The sequence below is a fragment of the Patiriisocius marinistellae genome (genome assembly GCF_009014635.1).
GTDB lineage: Bacteria > Bacteroidota > Bacteroidia > Flavobacteriales > Flavobacteriaceae > Patiriisocius > Patiriisocius marinistellae.
Genome location: NZ_BKCF01000001.1, coordinates 1,131,337 through 1,152,431, shown reverse-complemented (window position 1 = coordinate 1,152,431; position 21,095 = coordinate 1,131,337). Strand labels below are relative to the sequence as shown.

General features: G+C 35.7%; 20 protein-coding genes. 4 read left to right on the top strand and 16 right to left on the bottom strand.

The features are described from left to right. Nucleotides 1-346 precede the first annotated feature (346 nt). The gene (locus GB234_RS05105; RefSeq protein WP_151893431.1) at nucleotides 347-2,077 is read left to right on the top strand and encodes a phage tail-like protein; all 1,731 of its coding nucleotides are present in this window, start codon (nucleotides 347-349) and stop codon (nucleotides 2,075-2,077) included. A 78-nt stretch (nucleotides 2,078-2,155) separates the two neighbouring features. Here GB234_RS05105 and GB234_RS05100 read toward each other — a convergent pair whose 3' ends face one another. From GB234_RS05100 to GB234_RS05025, 16 genes are all read right to left on the bottom strand, one after another. Then, nucleotides 2,156-4,225 carry an alpha-ketoacid dehydrogenase subunit alpha/beta gene (locus tag GB234_RS05100; protein WP_151893430.1) on the bottom strand — a complete coding sequence of 690 codons (2,070 nt, stop codon included), beginning with the start codon at nucleotides 4,223-4,225 and terminating at the stop codon, nucleotides 2,156-2,158. Between the two features lie 93 nt (nucleotides 4,226-4,318). Then, nucleotides 4,319-5,620, bottom strand: a complete 1,302-nt coding sequence (locus GB234_RS05095; protein WP_172966844.1) for a dihydrolipoamide acetyltransferase family protein — start codon at nucleotides 5,618-5,620, stop codon at nucleotides 4,319-4,321. 86 nt (nucleotides 5,621-5,706) lie between these two features. Then, the gene (locus GB234_RS05090) at nucleotides 5,707-6,306 is read right to left on the bottom strand and encodes an acyltransferase (protein ID WP_151893429.1); all 600 of its coding nucleotides are present in this window, start codon (nucleotides 6,304-6,306) and stop codon (nucleotides 5,707-5,709) included. A 14-nt stretch (nucleotides 6,307-6,320) separates the two neighbouring features. After that, nucleotides 6,321-7,073, bottom strand: a complete 753-nt coding sequence (locus tag GB234_RS05085) for an enoyl-CoA hydratase/isomerase family protein (RefSeq protein WP_151893428.1) — start codon at nucleotides 7,071-7,073, stop codon at nucleotides 6,321-6,323. 55 nt (nucleotides 7,074-7,128) lie between these two features. Then, a complete protein-coding gene (locus GB234_RS05080; RefSeq protein WP_235906054.1) occupies nucleotides 7,129-7,449 on the bottom strand; it encodes a GIY-YIG nuclease family protein in 321 nt (106 codons plus the stop codon). A gap of 183 nt (nucleotides 7,450-7,632) precedes the next feature. Continuing rightward, nucleotides 7,633-10,173, bottom strand: coding sequence for a phenylacetic acid degradation bifunctional protein PaaZ (gene paaZ, locus GB234_RS05075; RefSeq protein WP_151893426.1), 2,541 nt, complete (start codon nucleotides 10,171-10,173; stop codon nucleotides 7,633-7,635). A 9-nt stretch (nucleotides 10,174-10,182) separates the two neighbouring features. After that, nucleotides 10,183-11,397: an acetyl-CoA C-acyltransferase gene (locus tag GB234_RS05070; protein ID WP_151893425.1), complete on the bottom strand. Its 1,215-nt coding sequence runs from the start codon at nucleotides 11,395-11,397 to the stop codon at nucleotides 10,183-10,185. A 75-nt stretch (nucleotides 11,398-11,472) separates the two neighbouring features. Further along, nucleotides 11,473-11,880 (bottom strand): PaaI family thioesterase, encoded by a 408-nt coding sequence (locus GB234_RS05065; protein WP_151893424.1) that lies wholly within the window; start codon nucleotides 11,878-11,880, stop codon nucleotides 11,473-11,475. Beyond that, on the bottom strand, nucleotides 11,880-13,040 hold the full coding sequence (locus GB234_RS05060; RefSeq protein WP_151893423.1) for a 3-hydroxyacyl-CoA dehydrogenase NAD-binding domain-containing protein: 1,161 nt from the start codon (nucleotides 13,038-13,040) through the stop codon (nucleotides 11,880-11,882). The genes GB234_RS05065 and GB234_RS05060 overlap by 1 nt, the downstream gene beginning before the upstream one ends. A gap of 78 nt (nucleotides 13,041-13,118) precedes the next feature. Further along, the gene (locus tag GB234_RS05055; protein WP_151893422.1) at nucleotides 13,119-13,895 is read right to left on the bottom strand and encodes an enoyl-CoA hydratase-related protein; all 777 of its coding nucleotides are present in this window, start codon (nucleotides 13,893-13,895) and stop codon (nucleotides 13,119-13,121) included. Between the two features lie 20 nt (nucleotides 13,896-13,915). Then, nucleotides 13,916-14,419 carry a 1,2-phenylacetyl-CoA epoxidase subunit PaaD gene (gene paaD, locus GB234_RS05050; protein WP_151893421.1) on the bottom strand — a complete coding sequence of 168 codons (504 nt, stop codon included), beginning with the start codon at nucleotides 14,417-14,419 and terminating at the stop codon, nucleotides 13,916-13,918. A gap of 10 nt (nucleotides 14,420-14,429) precedes the next feature. Further along, complete coding sequence (paaC, locus tag GB234_RS05045) at nucleotides 14,430-15,185, bottom strand: 1,2-phenylacetyl-CoA epoxidase subunit PaaC (RefSeq protein WP_151893420.1); 756 nt, start codon at nucleotides 15,183-15,185, stop codon at nucleotides 14,430-14,432. Between the two features lie 108 nt (nucleotides 15,186-15,293). Further along, a complete protein-coding gene (paaB, locus tag GB234_RS05040; protein WP_151893419.1) occupies nucleotides 15,294-15,578 on the bottom strand; it encodes a 1,2-phenylacetyl-CoA epoxidase subunit PaaB in 285 nt (94 codons plus the stop codon). Nucleotides 15,579-15,660: 82 nt separating this feature from the next. Further along, a complete protein-coding gene (gene paaA / locus GB234_RS05035) occupies nucleotides 15,661-16,617 on the bottom strand; it encodes a 1,2-phenylacetyl-CoA epoxidase subunit PaaA (protein WP_151893418.1) in 957 nt (318 codons plus the stop codon). A gap of 102 nt (nucleotides 16,618-16,719) precedes the next feature. Continuing rightward, complete coding sequence (locus GB234_RS05030; RefSeq protein WP_151893417.1) at nucleotides 16,720-17,793, bottom strand: 2Fe-2S iron-sulfur cluster-binding protein; 1,074 nt, start codon at nucleotides 17,791-17,793, stop codon at nucleotides 16,720-16,722. Between the two features lie 37 nt (nucleotides 17,794-17,830). Beyond that, nucleotides 17,831-18,403, bottom strand: coding sequence for a TetR/AcrR family transcriptional regulator (locus tag GB234_RS05025; protein WP_151893416.1), 573 nt, complete (start codon nucleotides 18,401-18,403; stop codon nucleotides 17,831-17,833). A gap of 113 nt (nucleotides 18,404-18,516) precedes the next feature. Between GB234_RS05025 and GB234_RS05020 the strand changes: the two genes are divergently transcribed. The 3 genes from GB234_RS05020 to GB234_RS05010 all read left to right on the top strand — a co-directional run bounded on the left by GB234_RS05020 (nucleotide 18,517) and on the right by GB234_RS05010 (nucleotide 21,064). Next, complete coding sequence (locus tag GB234_RS05020) at nucleotides 18,517-20,247, top strand: aromatic amino acid hydroxylase (protein ID WP_235906053.1); 1,731 nt, start codon at nucleotides 18,517-18,519, stop codon at nucleotides 20,245-20,247. 71 nt (nucleotides 20,248-20,318) lie between these two features. Beyond that, on the top strand, nucleotides 20,319-20,696 hold the full coding sequence (locus GB234_RS05015) for a nuclear transport factor 2 family protein (RefSeq protein ID WP_151893415.1): 378 nt from the start codon (nucleotides 20,319-20,321) through the stop codon (nucleotides 20,694-20,696). 62 nt (nucleotides 20,697-20,758) lie between these two features. Continuing rightward, nucleotides 20,759-21,064 carry a rhodanese-like domain-containing protein gene (locus tag GB234_RS05010; protein ID WP_151893414.1) on the top strand — a complete coding sequence of 102 codons (306 nt, stop codon included), beginning with the start codon at nucleotides 20,759-20,761 and terminating at the stop codon, nucleotides 21,062-21,064. Nucleotides 21,065-21,095: the final 31 nt, after the last annotated feature.

Here is a 21,095-nt window from a genome sequence, read left to right as displayed (position 1 = left end):
TTGAAAATTAAAAGTACAAAAGCGAATTTTTAAAAATTTTATTTTCAAAATTTTTAAAACACCTAAGAATATTTAACATTAAATTAGATTATCGCATTTTACCATAGTAATAGTTAAAATACTAGTAGCTTAATAATATGTATTATCTAAAAACTGGATTTAAAAACAAAATGCCTACATTTAATCGAATTAAATAGACAAGTCAACGAATAGAACATATCTTTTGACTCTTTTTTGTAGGAAAAATACACCTTTGTTTAAATTATTATTCTTTTATCGTAAAAAAGTATTTATGAAATGTAATAATAATTAAATTTTGCTCACTTAAATTTAAATTAACCTACAAATGCGACAACCTTTACTTTGTATTTTTTTTACAATTATATCATATTATGGACTTAGCCAAGTTGGTATAAATACCTCAAGCCCCAGTGATGGAGTTATATTAGATATAAACTCCTCAGATAGTGGCGTTCTCATACCAAGAGTGGCTCTAACAGGTGACGATTCGTTATCTGCTATAAATTTAACAGGAAATACTTTAGAAAAAAGTACTCTCATATTTAACACCGCAACAGTCGCAGGAGTTAATGCTGTAACGCCTGGATTTTATTATTGGAATGGTGTAGACAAGTGGATTGCAATAGAAAATGATTGGAAATTGAAAGGCAATGCTATAACCACGGGTGATTTTATAGGTACTACTAATCCACAATCATTAGTTGTAAAAACGAACAATAATACAAAATTTACCATTCCTTCTGGTTCTAGTTCTCAAGCAAAAATTTATTCTGAAGGTTTAGGAAGTGAATCTGCTCCAGTATATAGTTTTGCAGGGAGTACTAATTCTGGAATGTACATGCACAATGCCAGTAATTTGAGTTTTAGTAGTTCTAGCAGACGTTTTTTATCTTTTGATAGTTTTGGAGTTAATGGTGGTCAGGTAACTATAAATCCTGATGGTGATCCTGACATGAATTTTCAGATTAGAGCGGATAGCGGTGTCATAATTTCGGCAAACCCAATAAAAAACAACGTTGAAATTGGTGCAAATACCAACCCAGAATATGCATCTCTTACTTTATCTAAAACCAATCAAGGATTTTTAACTAATAGAATGCGAATTAATGATTTATCAAATTACAGCCCAATAATATCATCTCCAATTGACGGCTTATTAGTATGGAACACAGGACCTACAGCAGTATCTACAGGCACAGAGGCTGAAGGGTTTTATTTTTGGCAAAATTCTAGATGGAGGAGAATACTATCTTCAGATGATCTTGACCATGATTGGTATGAAGAGGGTACTACAAATCAACCTACTAACATTGATGACAATATTGTTACAAATGGCTCTGTAGGTATTGGCGACTCTTCAATTGATTTAAGCGCTACGCTAGAGTTAACCGGAAACAATAAAGGATTACTTATAAATAGAGTTGCGCTAACGAATGCCTCAATAGCGTCACCTGTTACATCTCCAGCAGATGGATTATTAGTGTATAACACAAATGAAAATTTAACTCCATCAGGGTATCTTAATGATGTTAGACTTGGATTTTATGTTTGGGAAAATGGCCGTTGGGTTGCACAAAAAAATGAAGACCGTGGAGCTAGATTTGGTAACGCAGAAAACAGAACGCAAAACTTAAATGACTTTGCAGGGACTGAATTAGAACTATTCGAATTTAATGAATGGAACGATGATACAAACCTTTTTTCTGTAACTGAGGGACCAGACGTCACTAGGCTTACCATAAACGAAGATGGTCGTTATAATATTCATGTAAATATGACAATTGTTGCTATTACATCAAATAGAGACCTTCAACTAGACACGCAACTATTAGTTAATCGAGGAGGTTTAACTAGATATCCAGGCTCAACAATATCAAACAACTATATAAGAAACGCAAATGGAGTTGTAACTTCAAATGTTGTTATAAACGAAACTATAGAAATGCAATCTGGAGATGAAGTTTACATATATGTTGAACGAGCTGGTAATAGTGGTGAAGTTCGTATGCGCCCTGAGGCTGGAAGTAATTTTTTTACAATTAAAAAAATTAAATAAATCACTCAAAAAATTTCTATCAAAAAAGTCTTCCTTTTTTACAGAAGGAAGACTTTTTTAATTTATAAAATGAAGGTTTTAATAATTAAATATTTCTTCAATCTTCGCCTTCACCTTCTCTGTTGAAGGAATCATTGTCTCCTCTAAAACCGAATTTAAAGGGATTGCCGGCATATTTTCAGATCCAATTATCATAACGGGAGCATCCAGTTGTTGAAAACATTTTTCTTGAATTCTACCTTGTAATGCTCTAGAAAAGCTGTTCTCAGAAGGTTCTTCTGTCACTACTAAACACTTTCCGCATTTTTTAACAGATTTAACAACAGTATCGTAGTCAAGAGGATGTAACGTTCTTAAATCAATTACCTCTATTTGTTGTTGTAGTCCCATTTCTGCACTAGCATTCATAGCCCAATGAACCCCCATACCGTAGGTTATAATAGATAACGTTTCTTCTTCCTCTTGCGGCCATATTTCTTGTAAAACCCAAGCTTTACCAAAAGGCAACATATAATCCTCATTTGGCTCTATGCTCGTAGCTCCTTTTGTTCCCTTCACTTTGCTCCAGTAAAGTCCTTTGTGTTCAAAAATTACTACTGGGTTGGGATCATAATATGCTGCTTTCATCAATCCTTTTAAATCGGCACCGTTACTAGGATATGCTATTTTAACCCCTCTAATGTTACTTACCACACTCTCCATTGAAGAAGAATGATAAGGTCCTCCACTACCATATGCACCTATGGGAACACGTAATATCATTGATACGGGCCATTTTCCATTAGACAAATAACAGCTTCGTGAAACTTCTGTAAATAATTGATTAAGTCCTGGCCAAATATAATCTGCGAACTGAACCTCAACAATAGGCTTCAACCCCACAGCACTCATTCCCACTGTCGAACCTACAATAAACGCTTCTTGAATAGGAGTGTTAAAAACACGATTATCGCCAAATTTTTGAGCCAGCGTAGCTGCTTCTCTAAATACGCCTCCTAAACGTCCTCCCACATCCTGACCATAAAGCAAACATTCTGGGTGCTTTGCCATTAATTCTTCAATTGCAAATAATGCGCAATCCACCATTACTACTTTCTCCGCTCCTTTTGGTGACCGCACTCCCACCTCTTCTGTAACAGGTGTGGGAGCAAAATCATGTGTAAATAAATCTTCAGGTTTTGGATCTTCTGCGACTAATGCTTTATCTAAACTTGAGGCAACTTCGGCTCCGATTTCAGTTTCAATTTTCTTTATTTCCTCTTCGGAAATATTAAAATTTGAAAGTAACTGCAACATTTTAGGATATGGATCTCGCGATTTTGCTTCGTCCAAATCATCCCTATAAAACTCCATTCGCACTCCCGAAGTATGATGATTTAATAGCGGAACTTTTGCATGTATCAAAAATGGTCTACGTTCAGCTCGTATTTTCTCTATAACTTCTCTAATTGTCTTATAGCTTTCTTCAAAGTCGGTACCATCGATTGAAATTGCTTCTAATCCATGAAATCCCGCTGCATATTCAGCAGCGTTTTGAGCTCTCGTTTCCGCAGCATTAGCACTAATATCCCAGCCATTATCTTGTACCAAATAAAGAATAGGCAATTGTTTTAAAGCCGCCATCTGGAAAGCCTCTGCTATTTCACCTTCGGTAACAGATGCATCACCTAAAGAGCATACAACAACAGGTTGTTCCTCAAACACTTTCTTAGCAATAGGCTCTTCCTTTCCTAAGCTTTCTTTGTAAGAAAAGCCTAAAGCAACTCCTGTAGCAGGGATTGCCTGCATTCCAGTAGCACTACTTTGATGCGGAATTTTAGGCTTGTCAATATCATTTAAACTAGGATGTGAATAATAAGTACGTCCACCTGAAAATGGATCATCTTTTTTCGCTAATACCTGCAACATCATTTCATACGGTGTCATACCAATTGCAAGCAGCATAGCATCATCACGATAATATGGAAACATATAATCCTGCGGTTGTAATTGCATTCCTACCGCGGTTTGTATTATCTCATGCCCACGAGATGTAGCATGTACATATTTTGAAACTACTTTAAAGTTTGCCTCATAAATCTCAGTCATTGCTTTTGCAGTGACTAGGTTTTTAAAGGCTTTTAAAACTAAATCTTTTGTAATCTTCATATTCAAGTCATTCCGCACTTGTAGCGGAATCGGTTTAACGATTTAACTACAGTCTAATTTATAAAGGTCTCGACTATGTTCGACCAGACAACACTAATATATTCTATTCGTATCAAAATTCTCCATATTATCAGCAATCCTTTTCAAGAAAGATCCAGCTAAAAATCCATCTACAATTCTGTGGTCAAATGAAAGAGACAAGTACATCATACTCCTTATTTCGATAGTATCTCCATCTTCTTTCTCAATTACTTCAGCACGTTTCTTAATAATTCCAGTTGCTAATATTGCTGCTTCTGGCTGGTTGATTATAGGTGTTCCCATCAAACTTCCAAAAGTTCCTACGTTGCTTATGGTAAATGTACTGCCCTTCATGTCATCGCCTTTCAAATTTCCGGAGCGAGATTTACCTACTAGTTCATTTGTTGCTGCTGCTAATCCTTTTAAATCTTTTTTATCTGCGTTTTTAACCACAGGAACAATTAAGTTTCCAGAAGGTAAGGCTGTTGCCATACCAATATTAATATCCTCTTTTACAATAATATTTTTTCCGTCAAGCGATGAATTTATCATCGGAAAATCTTTAATTGCATTCGCTACTGCTTCAATAAAAAGTGGTGTAAACGTTAATTTCTCTCCGTGTTTTTTTTGAAATTTTAGTTTGTTGGCATTACGCCAAGTAACCATATCAGTAAGATCTGCCTCTACATAAGCGGTTACGTGTGGCGAAGTATGTTTGCTATATACCATATGATCTGCAATCATCTCGCGCATACGGTCCATTTCCACTATTCTCCCTTCCCCTTTGTCAAACTTTAAATTAGGCACTTGAAATCCTAAGGATTCAGCCACTTCTTGTGCAAATTGAAATGGTCGTCCCTGTTTTAAATAATCTGTAACATCACTTTTACGCAATCTTCCATCTTTACCAGTACCGCTAACTCTTGCCAATTCTTCATATGAAATATGATTTTTGCGAGCCATAGCATCTACTAAAGGAGAAATAAAAAGATTTTCGTTTACCTTAAATGCCTTTGAGTCAACACTAGACCTACTTTGAGTTTTTTGAGGAGTTACCTTATTTTTTGAGGTTGACTTTTTACTCTCCTGTGAAGCAGCTTTTTCTTCGGAAACATTTGAAACCGAACTTCCTTCTTTCAATTCCAAAATTGCAATCGTTGCACCCACCGGTACCACATCTTTTGCCGAAACTTTGTGAGTTAACATTACACCAGCACTTGTTGCAGGCACTTCATTATCCACCTTATCTGTCGCTACTTCAACGAGAATATCGCCCTCTTCAAACGAATCTCCTTCTTCAACTAACCAATTTAAGATAGTACCTTCTGTAATACTTTCGCCCATTTTGGGCATTTTGAATTCTATTTTTGACATCTTTAAATTCATTATCAGGCTGTGCCTGTAAGAGTCACTATTGCTTTTTGAATAATTATCGATAAGCTCTGTGTGACAACTTTTATTTATTTTTTTAACTTTATCTCTTGAAGCGTTTTATAAAAATCTTCTTGTTTAGGTCTATCCTTTGGGATTTCCCGCAAGGGCTCTACTTCCTTTAAGGTCTTTTGGCAATCTGTTGGTAATTGTTGATACAATTTTGTCCCTGCAGTTTTCCAGGCAATCATTTCATCAGAAACTTCTTTTATTGCTTTAGCAGGATTCCCTACTATTAATTGTCTCTTTTCAAACTTGGTTTCCGCTTTTACAAATGCCATGGCTCCTACGATACATTCATCGCCTATTTCGGCATCGTCCATAATAACGCTGTTCATTCCTATGAGGCAGTTACGGCCTAAATTGGCTCCGTGAATAATGGCTCCGTGACCAATATGTGCACCTTCTTTCAAAACAATACTTTTACCCGGAAACATATGAACCGTACAGTTTTCTTGTACATTCACACCATCTTCAAGAATAATCTCACCCCAATCACCACGTATTGCGGCTCCAGGACCTATATAACAGTTTTTACCAATAATTACATTTCCAGTCACAGCCGCTAAGGGGTGCACAAAACTTGATTCGTGTACAACTGGTATATGCCCTTTAAAACTGTAAATCATATAAATGGAAATTTTTATTTAAACCTCTTTAATTTTTTTTTAGTAAAATCAGATAAAACAAGTCTTCCTGAAATCACCGCTCTTTCGGCTAGTAACTCATCCCAATTCTCTGTTCCTGTCCACATAATTTTTTTCATTTCTTTCATCGCCTCTGGATTATAATTACAAAGGTTTTCTGCAAATGCTTTTACGGCTTCGTCTAAAGCTTCGGTAGATTCGTGAACGCTCGCATACAATCCTTTCTGCCTTGCCCACTCCGCATCATAAAAACTATTTGCGTCTATTGCAATTTGACTCATTCCTGTAAGTCCTAATTTTCTTTCTACTGCAGGTCCAACAACAAAAGGCCCTATCCCAATGTTTAATTCACTTAGTTTAATGCTTGCAAATTTTGATGCCATACAGTAATCTGTTGCACTTGCAACCCCCACTCCGCCACCTACAGTTTTTCCTTGAACACGACCTATTATAAATTTGGGGCATTTTCGCATTGCGTTAATAACATTTGCAAAACCACTAAAAAATACGCGACCAGTTTCAGCATCATCAATACTTATAAGCTCCTTAAAACTAGCTCCTGCACAGAATGTTCTGTCACCACCACTTTTAAGGATAATTACTTTTACATCATTATTTTCGCCTGCTTCTTTAATAGTCTTTCTCAACTTTTCAAGAATATCTCCCGGCAAGCTATTATGCGCTGGGTGAAAAAATTCTATAGTTGAAATCCCGTTATTTATTTCTTCTTTTACGTATGGTGCTGTCATCGCTTTCTTGACTTGTGAATGCGGATTTATTCCGCATTCGGTTAAATATTATTATCTACTTTTTATTGAAACGCTCTTTACTAGTAATAAAACCATCAAAATTCCAATCTGCTGCCAGGTCATTCCATTCTGGATTAATACTTTCAATCAAATTTATTTTCCAATCGCGCTTCCATTTTTTAATAGTTTTTTCACGTCTTATTGCTTTTAATGGACTATCATGTTCTTCAAACCACACTAGTTGTTTTATATTATATGTCCCAGTGTGCGTGCCATAAGTTGCATTTTTGTGATCAAAGGTGCGTTGTTTTATATTATTTGTTACTCCTACATAAAAAAGCCTATTTTTAATATGAGCCATTATGTAGGTGTACATTGTTTTCATTTTATAGTCATTCCGCATTTATTGCGGAATCAGTTTAATGTTTTGTTCAATTTTTATTTTCAGTTCGCACACAGTTTAATCAACATTCGGTCTAGGGAGATAGCGAATGCGCAACAAGTGCGCATTGACTTTTCGTTGAACACCCGCATTGACTGTCCGTTAATTATTTTCTTCTTACAATAAATCAAATTGCTCAAAATGATGATTCAAATGCTTGCGCTCCAATAAATATGATTCATATTTATTCAATTTTCCGAACACTAAATTCTTTAAAACTGCATCTGGGTTTTCTTGAAAAAATGCTAAATATTTAAATCGCTGCTCTAAAAACTTATCTTTTGCAGTTTGCAAATCTGGGTGTACTAATGAAGCTAAGGTGTCTTTTTCTAACTGCGGAAAGCGAGAATTTTGAGGAAATTTTTTAAAATTATATAAACTGTCATGTGTTACATCTAAATATTTATCGGGAGTTGCAATCTCAAAATCTTGAATTTCTCCACCTGCAATTTTATAGGTATATTCCAGATGTTCCAGCATATGTTGTGGCGTCATAATCCCCCATTTAGGTTTGCTATCTTCGGAAATTTTAGACAAACAAGATTTTATTTTATCTGTTGTCATTTCGGTAAAAATTTCTTGCTTTTTCTCTACCATTGTAAGAATGGTTGCAATACATACTAAAGGGTCTTCTTTTTCTGCTCCAGAAGGTAAAATAGCATTAGCGCTATCTACATTTGCATCAAAAATCTCTACATACCATTTTACAATTCCGCTTGGATGCTCTTGACCTCTGCTATCTCTATCTACTTTTTGCTTGCACGTTAGACGCACATATAATGTATCGTTATGATAAATAGGTCGTAAAAATCTAATTTCTTCTAAACCATAATTTGCAGCAACTGGGCCTTTGTTTGGATACACAAACAATCCGGCCGCCATTGAAATGATAAAATAGCCATGTGCGGTTCTTTTTTCAAAAATACTTCCGTCTAAGCTGGTTATATCTGTGTGGGCATAAAAATGGTCCCAAGTTATATTTCCGAAGTTTACAATATCTGTATCCGTAATAGTACGGTTATGCGTTTTCAAAGACATTCCTGGTTGGATATCCTCCCAGTGATATGCAAATGGATGTTTAGAAGATTCTTTATAATCTGCTTTAGGTTGGTACATCCCTGTTACTTCAGTCAAGGTTGTTGGACTTCCTTGAATGGCGCAACGTTGTAAGTAATGCTTAATACCACGCATTCCGCCCATTTCTTCACCTCCACCAGCACGTCCCGGACCTCCGTGTATTAATCCCGGTAATGGTGAGCCGTGTCCTGTACTTTGCTTAGCAGACTCACGATTTAAAATTAAAATACGGCCGTGATGGCTTGCCGCGTTTACTGCATATTCTTTTGCAATTTTATCATCGTTTGTAACAATAGAGCTCACCAAAGAACCTTTCCCCATCTTCGCTAATGTGATTGCATCTTCCAATGTATCATAAGGCATTAAGGTACTTACGGGCCCGAAAGCTTCGGTTATGTGGGCATTTTCATTTTGCAGCGGATTCTCCTCGCGCATCAAAATGGGTTTCATAAATGCTCCTTTTTGAGCATCTGCGCCAACCGCTTTAAAGTCATTAAAATTTCCGTAGACCATTTCAGCAGTTTCGGCAATTTTAGCGACTTGTTCCTTTACGCTATTTCGTTGTGCATCGTTTACTAAACTTCCCATTCGGACTTCCTTCAATCGAGGGTCGCCAATAGTTACTTTGTCTAACTGATTTGCTAACGCAATTTGCACATCCTCTATCAACTCTTGCGGCACGATAATACGACGAATCGCCGTACATTTTTGTCCACATTTTGTAGTCATTTCGTTACGAACTTCTTTGACAAATAAATCAAATTCAGGAGTTCCAGGAACTGCATCTTTCCCCAAAACAGCGGCATTTAAACTATCTGCTTCCATAGTAAAGGGAACAGATTCTGCCGTTAGTTGCGGGTGCGTTTTTAATTGACGACCTATTTTTGCCGAACCTGTAAATGTAACCACATCCTGTGATTGTACCGTATCTAAAATATTTTTAGCTGTTCCAGAAATAAGTTGCAAAGCACCTTCGGGTAAAATTCCCGAAGCGATAATCTCTCTCACAACGGCTTCAGTTAAATAAGCTGTTTGGGGTGCGGGCAATACAACTGCTGGCATTCCTGCCATCCAGTTTACCGCACATTTTTCGAGCATTCCCCAAACTGGAAAATTAAAGGCGTTAATGTGTACTGCAACACCCTCGCGAGGTACCATAATATGATGTGCCATAAAACGCCCACCTCGAGACAAATCGATCGGGTCTCCTTCTACGTGATAGGTTTGATTCGGGAACAATTTTCGAAGCGATGCATTTGCAAAAAGATTTCCAAAACCTCCTTCAATATCCACCCAGCTATCACGTTTTGTGGCTCCTGTTCGGTAACTAATTTCGTAAAAAGCTTGCTTTCGTTTTGTTAGATAAAGTGCAAGACTTTTCAACATATTTCCACGTTGCTGGAATGTCATTTTACGAAGCGTATTTCCTTTATCTCTTCCATACTGAAGAATTGAAGGAACATCTAAACCTTCGATAGTGGTGCTTGTAAAATGCTCGCCTGTGATAGAGTCAAAAACTGGAATTCCTTCGCCGCTACCAGATTGCCATTGTCCTTGTATGTAGTGTTGTGTCTTATTCATTTTATTGAATTATAAATTCACATTTTCAATAATCGCTGCATAGCCTTGCCCAACGCCTATACACATTGTTACTAATGCATAACGTTTCCCTTTTTCTTTTAACTCTAAAGCTGCTGAATAGGCAATTCTAGTTCCTGTTACTCCTAGTGGGTGTCCTATTGCGATTGAGCCTCCATTTGGATTAATTCTAGCATCATCATCTTTTAATCCCCATTCTCTAATGCACGCTAAAGCCTGTGATGCAAATGCCTCGTTAAGCTCAATTACATCCATATCTTCCATTTTTAATCCTGCTTTTTTAAGGGCTTTGTTTGAAGCTTCAACAGGGCCTATTCCCATTATTCTAGGTTCAACTCCTACTACAGCAGAGGATACAATACGTGCTAATGGTTTTAAACCATATTTTTTTACGGCATCTTCACTAGCAATAATTGTTGCAGCTGCTCCGTCATTTAATCCAGATGCATTACCAGCAGTCACACTTCCTCCTTCTTTTTTAAAGGCTGGACGAAGTTTTGCTAAAATTTCTTTTGTTGTTGTTGGTTTAATAAACTCATCTTGAGCAAAAACAATTGGGTCTTTTTTTCGCTGCGGAATTTCCACTGCAACAATTTCTTTTGCTAATCTTCCGTTTTTTTGTGCTTCGGTTGCTTTCATTTGACTATTAAATGCAAAAGCGTCTTGGTCTTCTCTTGAAATGTTGTGTTTCTCAACTAGATTTTCAGCAGTAACTCCCATTCCATCGGTACCGTAAATTTCGTGCATTTTTGGATTTACAAATCTCCAACCAAAAGACGAATCGTACATTTTATTATCATTTCCGAAGGGAGCAGCACTTTTAGAGATTACCCAAGGACCACGTGTCATATTCTCTACACCTCCCGAAATAAACACATCTCCATCGCCTGCTTTTATTGCACGATTGGCGTGAATAATTGCTGAAAGACCACTACTACATAATCTGTTCACAGTCTCACCAGGGACTGTATATGGCAATCCCGCTAAAAGAGAACTCATACGAGCTACATTGCGGTTGTCTTCTCCGGCTTGGTTTGCGCAACCCATAATCACGTCGTCGTATGCGTCTTTTGGTATGTTAGGGTTTCTTTTTACAATTTCGGCAATTACTTTTGCTCCTAAATCATCTGTGCGAACTGCACCAAGTGTTCCTTTATAACTTCCTACAGGAGTTCTAACTCCGTCTATGATATATGCTTCTTTCATAATTTGATTTTAGATGTACTATATTTGATGTACAACTTTTCTAATCGTACTTCGTATATCTACATTTTTACATTTTTATTCTTCCCAGTCCTTACTGGTTCTATACACTACGCCTTTAAAAAGTGCTACTAATTCATCGTCTCGTTTTACTTCTACTATATTAAAACCAACCTTTGTTTTTTGTAAATCTAGGGTGGCTTGGGCAGTAATATAGTCTCCTTCTTCTAATGCTTCAATGTGGTTTATGCTTGTTTCAATAGAAACAGCATATTTACCGTGCGTGTTTGCCGTAAAGCCAAAAGCTGTATCTGCGAGACTGTAACTAATACCACCGTGGGCTTTGTTCATACTATTGAGCATTTCTTTTCTAATAGTCATCCCTACTTTTACACGTCCAATTTCACATTCTAGAATTTCTATTCCTAACCAAGTTGAATAGGCGTCTTGACTCAACATCTTGTATGGAATCTTTGCTCCTTCCATTAAAAAAATATTTTATTTTCTCTATCCATTCTTCTTAACAAAGGAGAACAACGATACCTATCTTCTCTATATTCTTCATACAATGCATCTAGCGCGTTAACACAAGCACCAATACCTAATTCATCTGCCCAAGTCAATAATCCTTTAGGGTAATTAACCCCTTTTGTCATCGCATTGTCTATATCCTCAGCGCTAGCAATGTTTAAAAACAAGGCGTCTGCTGCCTCGTTAATGAGCATCACTATTATTCTATTTTTAATACTTTCTAATAATTTTACATCTGTTTTTGGCTCTGGTTTTACAGCACCCTCTGCATAATTATAATATCCCCTGCCAGATTTTCTACCTAAATATCCTGCCTCTGCAAAACGTTTTTGAGTAAATGCTGGTTTGTATCTTGGGTCAAAATAGAAAGCTGTAAAAACAGTTTCGGTAACTGTGTAGTTTACATCGTTACCAATAAAATCCATTAGCTCAAATGGTCCCATTCTAAAGCCTCCTAAAGTTTTCATTGCGTGGTCAATGGTAGCAAAGTCTGCAATGCCCTCTTCATATATTCTTAATGCTTCGCCGTAAAACGGTCTTGCAACTCGGTTTACGATAAAGCCTGGTGTATCTTTAGCTACTGCGACTACTTTTTTCCAACTCTTAATAGTTTCTTCGGAAATTTTAAGCACATCAACACTCGTTTGAATTGCAGGAATTACCTCAACTAATTTCATCAACGGTGCCGGATTGAAAAAATGAATTCCAACACACCTTTCTGGCTTGTCTAAAGAAGAAGCTATTGAAGCTATTGATAAAGACGATGTATTTGAAGCTATAATACAGTCTGCCGAAACGTAACTCTCTAATTCTTGAAATACTCTCTTTTTAATATCTAGATTTTCAACAATTGCTTCAATTGTCATATCGCTATCTGATAATTCTTTCAGGGAATTAACGTAACTAATGTTGTTTTGAATTCTATTTTTATCTTCGGAAGTAACACGCCCTTTTTCTACTAAACGAGTCATGATTTTTTCAAGACTGGCTTTAGCTTTGTCTAAAGCATTTTGATTTAAATCAAATAGTTTGACTTTACAATCTGCTGTGGATGCAACTTGTGCGATACCACTGCCCATTGTACCTGCTCCTATAATTCCAACTTTTTTAATCATAAATAATTAATGTAAAACTTAAAACTTTAAAGTGAATTCTACTTTTACATTTTAAATTCTTGGTTTGATATTTTCAAATTACTTGCCTTTAAAAACTGGCTTACGCTTTTCTACAAACGCTGCAACACCTTCTGCATAGTCCTCTGTGCTTGCTGACTCAATTTGTAATTTACTTTCTAATTTTAACTGCGCATCTAAATCATTATTCATAGATTCATTTAACAATCGCTTTGTCAAACCGAGTGCTTTTGTTGGCATATTAGCGAGTGTTTGAGCAGTGGTAGTTACTTCATTCATTAATATTTCCGAAGAAACTACACTGTAAATCATACCCATTTGTTCTGCTTTTTCTGCGGAAATCTTATCTCCCAACATCATTATAGCCGAAGCTTTTCCGAACCCTATTAATCGTGGTAAAAAGAATGTTCCAGCACTATCTGGAATTAACCCAATTTTACTAAATGCTTGAATAAAACTCGCTCTATCGCTAGCTATTACTACATCGCATGCCAAAGCTATATTTGCTCCTGCCCCAGCTGCAACTCCGTTTACACCACAAATAATAGGTTTTTCAATACTTCTAATTCTAGACACAATAGGATTGTAATGATCGTCTAGAATTTTTTTAAAACCAGGGTTTAAATCAGGGTTTGTAATCTCGCCAATATCTTGTCCTGCGCAAAATGCTTTGCCATTTCCTGTGAGAATAATCGCTCTAACTGCATCATCTTTTTCGCAAGCGTCTAACTCATCTTGAAGTAAAAACGCCATTTCCTTATTAAAACTATTGAACACTTCTGGACGGTTTAACGTAATTATTGCTACTCCGTTTTCTATTTGTTTAGTTATTGTCATTTAAATATTTTTTGCTTTATTTATTTAAGACATTTAAAGTAGTCAAAGGGTTCTTGACAGTCATCGCATTTAAATAACGCTTTACATGCTGTGGAACCAAACTGACTTACTAAGTGTGTATTTTTACTGCCGCAGTTTGTGCACTTTACTTTTTTAGCATTTTTAAGGAGCACATCTTTATCGGCAGATTCAGTCAATGGACGTGCTATACCATATTCTTCCATTTTTTGCAAGCCTGCTTCGCTAATCCAATCTGTACTCCATGCTGGACTTAGCACTAATTGAACTTCAACTTTTTTATTGAGTTTAGCAAATGCTATTTTTAAATCATCTCCAATGACATCCATCGCTGGGCAACCACTATAGGTTGGTGTAAGTTTTACTTTTATAATTCCATTAACTTCAATCGCCTCTCTAATCACACCTAAATCTAATACTGTAAGTACTGGAATTTCAGGGTCGTTCACTTGTTCCAAAATTGGAATTAAGTGTGCGTCGATATTTGCGATTTGTGTTAAGCTCATTTTTGAGAGTTTACCATTCCATATTAGGATACGTACGTTGCATGTACTGCATATCGCTTAATATATATCCCATAAATTCTGAATGAACTCCTGTTTTTCCTCCCCTAATAAAGTATTTACTTTCTGGAACCTGCAAATTTGCTTCTTTCAATAATGTAGAAACTTCTTCGTAATATGTTTCTTTAAATTTTAATGTGTCAACAGCAACTCCTTCTGCAATCATTGTTTTGTCTGCTTCTGGCTGATCAAAAAGTTCATCTGTATATGCCCAAAGTTCATCAATAGCTTCTTGCATTTTTTGATTGCTTTCCTCTGTGCCGTCGCCTAGTCTTTTTACCCAGTCTCCAGAAAAACGTTTATGATAGCTTACTTCTTTAATTCCTTTTTTTGCAATTGCAGCTAAGGTTTCATCCTTACTTTTAAGTAACTCATTCATAAAAAGTAAGTGATATACATCAAATAAAAATTGGCGTCCCATCACGTATCCAAAATGCTCATTAGGTTGTTCAACTAATAATACATTTTTGTATTCTCTTTCTAGGCGCAGAAATGCTAAATCGTCTTCTGTTTTACCCTCACCTTGAATTTGAGCAGCGTACTGGTAATAATTTCTAGTTTGTCCAATTAAGTCTAGTGCAATATTAGTTCCCGCAATATCGGTTTCTAATGTAGGACCGTGACCACAAAGTTCACCAAGGCGTTGCGCCAAGATTAACGAGTTGTCTGCAATTGAAATAATATAATCGAAAAGATGTTTTTTATTCATTTAAAATTGTGCTGTGTTTGCCTAAAACCTTTAAAGAATTACATTCAATATCTTTAATAGTGAAAAAACACTATTTCAATAATACTCAAGGAGACAAACAATTTACATTTACATATGCTTAACTTCATCTGGCAACTCATAAAAAGTAGGGTGACGGTATACTTTATCATGTGCTGGTTCAAAAAGCTCTCCATTATGTTCTGGATTACTTGCAGTAATATTTACACTTTCGACTACCCAAATACTTACACCTTCACTTCTTCTAGTGTAAACATCACGAGCATTTTCTAGTGCCATTTCAGCATCTGCTGCATGAAGACTACCAAAATGTCTATGTTCTAATCCATTTTTACTTCTTACGAAGATTTCCCAAAGGGGCCAGTTTTTTGACATAACTTTTAATATTAAATAGTAAATTTTAATTGTGGATTGAGATTTAGCTTCTCATTAGCCATAACTAAAAATCCACTGCTATTTAAATTGCTTTCTTTAGTTTATTAGCTTCTTTCTTCTCAGCATGTGCCATTGCTGCATCTCGCACCCAAGCACCTTCTTCCCAAGCTCCTACTCTAGCTTTCATACGCTTTTTATTTGATGGACCATGACCTTTTACAACTTGCCAAAATTCATCCCAATCAATCTCACCAAAATCATAACTTCCTTTTTCTTCATTCCATTTTAAATCTTTATCTGGAATTGTCAAACCAAGAACATCTGCTTGAGGCACTGTTTGGTCAATAAATTGCTGACGTAATTCATCATTAGATTTACGTTTAAGCTTCCATTTCATTGATTGCTCTGTGTGAATACTTTCGGCATCTGTAGGCCCTAACATCATTAAGCTTGGCCACCACCACCTATTCAATGCATCTTGTGCCATATCTTTTTGCTCAGGTGTTCCATTGCATAATTTATGCATGATTTCAAACCCTTGACGCTGGTGAAAACTTTCTTCTTTACACACACGCACCATTGCTCTTGCATAAGGACCAAAAGAAGTATTACACAAAGGAACTTGATTAATAATAGCTGCGCCATCAACTAACCAACCTATAGCTCCCATATCTGCCCATGTTACCGTAGGATAATTGAAGATTGAAGAGTATTTTGCCTTACCTGAATGTAATTGCTCGTATAATTCATCACGAGAAATCCCTAAGGTCTCACAAGCAGAATATAAATACAAACCGTGACCAGCTTCATCTTGAACTTTAGCTAATAAAGCTGCTTTTCTTCTCAATGAAGGAGCTCTTGAAATCCAGTTTCCTTCTGGTAACATTCCTACAATTTCAGAATGCGCATGCTGACTCATTTGCCTGATATGGGTCTTACGATACTTTTCTGGCATCCAATCTTTAGGTTCAATTTTTTCATCCCGCGCTATGCGAGCTTCAAAAATTTCTTCTAGGTTTTTAATTTGTTCGTTGCTCATAATATTTTGCTTTAGACTTTGAGCTATACGCTCTAAGCTAATTAAACAATATTTTAATTTGATGAAATTTCCGCGTGCAAAGAAATACTTGCTTTAAATTACTTATACATCAAAATCTACTTTTACTTTATCTGTTGTTGGAACAGCTTGGCAACTCAAAACTAAATTTTGAGACACCTCTTTATCACTTAACGCGTAATTTATTTTCATTTCTACGGCACCACCTAGTACTTCACACTTACAGGTGCTACATACACCACCTTTACAAGCAAATGGTAAATCTGCTCCTGCTCCTAGAGCTGCGTCAAGAATGTTATCATATTCTTTTGTCATTGTAAATGAGAATTCCTTTCCTCCATCAACAATAGTAACCTCTGTTCCTTCTACATTTTGCTTTGCCAATCTTTCTTGCCTAGCAATATCCTCGTCTGATAGCCCTGTAACAAATAATTCAAAATGAATATTCTCTTTAGGAAGACCAGCATTAATTAAATATTGAGAAACAAAATTGACCATTTTTTCTGGTCCACATAAAAACACTTCATCTGTATCAGGAATATCAATAAAAGTCTTTGTTAAAACCTCCATTTTCTCATCATCAAAACGACCATTAAATAACTCTATATCTCTACGTTCTTTTGTTAGAAAATAATTGATTTCAAAACGTCCAAAAAACTGATTTCTAAGCTGCTCTAACTCTTCCTTAAAGATAATAGATTTTGCTGTTTTATTTACATAAAATAACTTGCATGTACTATTTGGCTCTTGAACTAAATGCGCTTTAACCATTGACAGTACAGGAGTTATACCACTACCTGCGGCAAAGAACAAATAGTTTTTTTCTTCGGAAGGTTGACATGCTACCCCAAAGTTACCACTAGGCTCCATAACCTCAAGCATATCTCCAACTTGTAATGTCTCATTAACAAAAGTTGAAAATTTTCCTCCAAGAATCTGTTTTACCGCAACCTTTAACTCACCATCGTATGGACTTGAACATAAACTGTATGAGCGTCGCACATCCTCACCTTCAATTGTCGCTTTTAATGTAAGGTGTTGTCCTTGACGGAAATGAAATGCATCAGAAATCTTTGAAGGAACATCAAAAGATATTACAGAACAATCATCTGTTTCTTTATAAATGTCTTTAATCTTAAGTAAATGAAAGTCTGCCAATTTTTATGTGTTATTTATTATACAAAACTAACGATTGTTAGTTAGAAATACAAATCCCGTTTAATAAGACCGAAACCATGTCTTTTTTTAAGATGTTTACATCCATTTTACCACGCTTTTCATTCCACAAATAAAGTGTTCTGAGCGTTGAGAGAATTGAAAATAAAATTACCTCAGGATGCTGTTGTTTTATTGCTCCCTGTGAGATTCCCTCTTTTATAATACCCCTAAAATTTTCTTCATAATCCTCCCGCATCTTCACTACTTTTTTCAAATCATCCCCTTCAAGGTGCACCCAATCATTATTTAATGTCGCTATATTTTCAGAATAATTTACTGTGATATCTATATGAATTTCTATAACCTTTTCAATCTTTTTTAACGGAGGTAACGTTTCCGAAGTAATCATATCCATTTGAGATGTAAACGCTGCTGCTACTTCTAAAATCAATGTAGAAAGAATTTCTTGCTTGCCAGAAATATGATTGTATAAACTTGCAGCTTTCATGTCCATCGCCTTTGCAATATCACGCATTGATACTGCACTAAAACCTTTCTCTTTAAAGAGGTAGGCTGCAACTTTAAGTATTTCTTTTTTACGGTTTTTCATAGTGCTTTGTAAATATAGAAAAACATCTTCATCTCTAAACTACTCGTTTAAAATCGTAAGTACTTTTAATAAAATTTATGTAAGTTTTAAATAGAACTCGCTACTTTTGGGCTATGATAGAAGAACGCATTGAAAGCAACGAATTGCTTGATAGACTGCCACCACATTTAAAGCAATATATCAAGCCACAAAATTATAACTACTACACACCTATTAATCAAGCGACGTGGCGATATGTAATGCGCAAAAACGTAGATTATTTGAGCAAAGTTGCACATGAAAGTTATCTTGAAGGATTGCAAAAAACAGGAATTTCTATTGATAACATTCCTTCAATGTATGGGATGAATCGTATTTTGAAAGAAATAGGCTGGGCTGCAGTTGCGGTAGACGGTTTTATTCCTCCTAATGCGTTTATGGAATTTCAAGCCTACAAAGTGCTGGTGATTGCGAGTGACATTCGTCAATTAGAAAATATTGAATACACACCAGCGCCAGATATTATTCACGAAGGTGCAGGTCACGCCCCCATTATTGCTAGCCCTGATTATGCAGAATATTTAAGGCGTTTTGGAGAGATAGGTGCTAAAGCTATTTCAAGTGCGCACGATATGGATATGTATGAGGCTGTACGCGAATTGAGTATTTTAAAAGAAGCCGAAGGAACTCCAAAAAATAAAATCGATGCTGCCGAAAAACGTGTTGAAACATTACAAAACAAAGAAGTTTTACCTTCGGAAATTTCACTTATAAGAAACCTCCATTGGTGGACTGTAGAATATGGAATGGTGGGTAGTGTTGAAAATCCGAAGATTTATGGAGCGGGACTATTATCCTCTATTGGTGAAAGTGAGTGGTGTATGAAAAAAGAAGTAAAAAAAATACCGTATTCTATAGATGCGGCATATCAAGACTTTGATATTACAAAACCTCAACCTCAACTTTATGTAACTCCAGATTTTGCTTATTTGCAAGAAGTTCTTGAAGAATTTGCAAACACAATGGCAGTAAGAAAAGGTGGTTGGCGAGGGTTAAATAAACTTATTGAATCTAAACAATTAGGGACAATTGAAATTAGTACAGGACTACAAGTTTCGGGAGTTTTTACACGCATGATTCGCAATGAAGACAATGAAGTTGTATATTTTGAAACCGAAGGACCAACTGCGTTAGCTTCAAGAGAAACCGAAGTAATAGGACATGGAATTTCAAGACATAAAAATGGATTTCGTTCTCCCTTAGGTAAATTAAAAGGGATTAATCTTGCCATTGAAAACATGGGGCCTAGAGATCTTTCTGCTTATAATTTTTATGATGGAAAACCCATAGAATTTGAATTTGAAAGCGGCATTAAAGTAAAAGGAATGAACGTTACTGGAATGCGTAATTTGAAAGGCGAATTAATGCTAATTCAATTTACTAATTGTACAGTTACCTATAAAGACGAAATTTTATTTAGTCCCGAAGATGGTGATTTTGACATGGCGGTAGGGAAAGAAATAGTATCGGCATTTGCGGGTGCAGCAGATTATTTAAGCTTTGATTTAGTGGAGCATCAATTAAGCACGCTGGGTGATGTTGTTAAAATTTCGGAAGAAGAAAAAATATTGAACTCGCTTTATTTAAAAGTTAGAAATTTTAGGGCAGAAGATAGTTTTGATAAAAAACAACTTCTCAAAATTTTTAATAAAGTAAAAGATGATTTTAAAAATGACTGGTTATTATCGTTAGAAATATATGAACTTGTAAAGGCTTCGGAAATATTAGATTATTTAAACTTTTTACAGGAAAAAAGACCCGAGGTATCTCACTTAATTAAAGGTGGTTTGGGGTTGCTAAAATAAATTACAGGTTACAATTAAGCGAATGCGTAATAAGTATGCATTGAAAGCTTAAGAAATTAAATGCAACTAAAATGGACATAAAAGAGAATAAAAAGAACGCTATTGCTTTTTATAAAATGGCGTATGAAGGAAATCCTGAAAAAGCTGTTGCGCTATATGTGGGAGATACATATATTCAACATAATCCTCATGTAGCTGATGGACTTCAAGGCTTTATTGATTATTTTAAAAGAATGCAACAAGCATACCCTAAAAAATCGATTGAATTTGTAAGGCAAATTGCTGAGGGAAATTTAGTAGCGTTGCACACGCACCAAATTTGGCCAGATAATGATGAATACATTACGATGGATTTTTTTAGATTTGACAATAATGGGAAAATATGCGAGCATTGGGATTCGATTCAACAAATACCAAAAGATGCAAAAAACAATAATACAATGTATTAATTGTTGAAATATAATAACTAACTGAATGCGCAATAGTTGTGCACTGATAAATAAAATAAAATATGGGATTATTAGATTTTTTATTTGGTAACAAGACTAAAAAAATTCAAGACTTTGTAGAACGTGATGCTGTCATTCTTGATGTTCGCTCAAAGGGTGAATATGAGAGTGGAGCAATTCCTGGATCAAAACACATTCCTTTACAACAAGTGGGTAATAACATTTCGGAAATTAAGAAATGGAACAAACCTGTAATTACTTGTTGTGCTAGTGGTATGCGCAGTGGTAGTGCTGCTGCTATTTTAAAAAGCAATGGTATTGAAGCGATGAATGGTGGCGGATGGTCTTCTCTATATCAAAAATTATAAAATTTATTATTTAAAATAGAAAGTTGCTATT

Coding starts and splice junctions, on each gene's coding strand:
- GB234_RS05105 (WP_151893431.1), top strand. CDS start 347: ATGCGACAACCTTTACTTTGTATTTTTTTTACAATTATATCATATTAT.
- GB234_RS05100 (WP_151893430.1), bottom strand. CDS start 4,225: ATGAAGATTACAAAAGATTTAGTTTTAAAAGCCTTTAAAAACCTAGTC.
- GB234_RS05095 (WP_172966844.1), bottom strand. CDS start 5,620: ATGTCAAAAATAGAATTCAAAATGCCCAAAATGGGCGAAAGTATTACA.
- GB234_RS05090 (WP_151893429.1), bottom strand. CDS start 6,306: ATGATTTACAGTTTTAAAGGGCATATACCAGTTGTACACGAATCAAGT.
- GB234_RS05085 (WP_151893428.1), bottom strand. CDS start 7,073: ATGACAGCACCATACGTAAAAGAAGAAATAAATAACGGGATTTCAACT.
- GB234_RS05080 (WP_235906054.1), bottom strand. CDS start 7,449: ATGTACACCTACATAATGGCTCATATTAAAAATAGGCTTTTTTATGTA.
- paaZ (WP_151893426.1), bottom strand. CDS start 10,173: ATGAATAAGACACAACACTACATACAAGGACAATGGCAATCTGGTAGC.
- GB234_RS05070 (WP_151893425.1), bottom strand. CDS start 11,397: ATGAAAGAAGCATATATCATAGACGGAGTTAGAACTCCTGTAGGAAGT.
- GB234_RS05065 (WP_151893424.1), bottom strand. CDS start 11,880: ATGGAAGGAGCAAAGATTCCATACAAGATGTTGAGTCAAGACGCCTAT.
- GB234_RS05060 (WP_151893423.1), bottom strand. CDS start 13,040: ATGATTAAAAAAGTTGGAATTATAGGAGCAGGTACAATGGGCAGTGGT.
- GB234_RS05055 (WP_151893422.1), bottom strand. CDS start 13,895: ATGACAATAACTAAACAAATAGAAAACGGAGTAGCAATAATTACGTTA.
- paaD (WP_151893421.1), bottom strand. CDS start 14,419: ATGAGCTTAACACAAATCGCAAATATCGACGCACACTTAATTCCAATT.
- paaC (WP_151893420.1), bottom strand. CDS start 15,185: ATGAATAAAAAACATCTTTTCGATTATATTATTTCAATTGCAGACAAC.
- paaB (WP_151893419.1), bottom strand. CDS start 15,578: ATGTCAAAAAACTGGCCCCTTTGGGAAATCTTCGTAAGAAGTAAAAAT.
- paaA (WP_151893418.1), bottom strand. CDS start 16,617: ATGAGCAACGAACAAATTAAAAACCTAGAAGAAATTTTTGAAGCTCGC.
- GB234_RS05025 (WP_151893416.1), bottom strand. CDS start 18,403: ATGAAAAACCGTAAAAAAGAAATACTTAAAGTTGCAGCCTACCTCTTT.
- GB234_RS05020 (WP_235906053.1), top strand. CDS start 18,517: ATGATAGAAGAACGCATTGAAAGCAACGAATTGCTTGATAGACTGCCA.
- GB234_RS05015 (WP_151893415.1), top strand. CDS start 20,319: ATGGACATAAAAGAGAATAAAAAGAACGCTATTGCTTTTTATAAAATG.
- GB234_RS05010 (WP_151893414.1), top strand. CDS start 20,759: ATGGGATTATTAGATTTTTTATTTGGTAACAAGACTAAAAAAATTCAA.